This is a genomic window from Corynebacterium sp. UMB0012, from assembly GCF_030216265.1.
In the GTDB taxonomy this organism is placed as follows: domain Bacteria; phylum Actinomycetota; class Actinomycetes; order Mycobacteriales; family Mycobacteriaceae; genus Corynebacterium.
On record NZ_JASOKQ010000129.1, the window covers coordinates 1 to 249 of the forward strand.

Genomic DNA, 249 nt, shown 5'->3' on the forward strand with positions numbered 1-249 from the left:
AATTTTAAGGCAAGCCTATGAAGGAAAAATAAAGCTGCTTTATGTAACTCCTGAGCGATTAGCAATGAATTATTTTCGCTATCAGCTGAACTTCTTAAATGTTTCATTAGTCGCAGTCGATGAAGCACACTGTATTTCACAATGGGGGCATGATTTTCGTCCAAGCTATTTGCGTTTAGCAGAGATTATCGATCAATTTCAACAACAACCAACTGTGATTGCACTAACAGCAACAGCAACGCCACAAGT

The 249-nt window shown here is 38.6% G+C and carries 1 protein-coding gene; it reads left to right on the plus strand.

What is annotated here, in order from left to right:
• A partial coding sequence (locus QP324_RS12150) for a DEAD/DEAH box helicase (protein WP_284816244.1) occupies positions 1 to 249 on the plus strand: 249 nt, incomplete at both ends.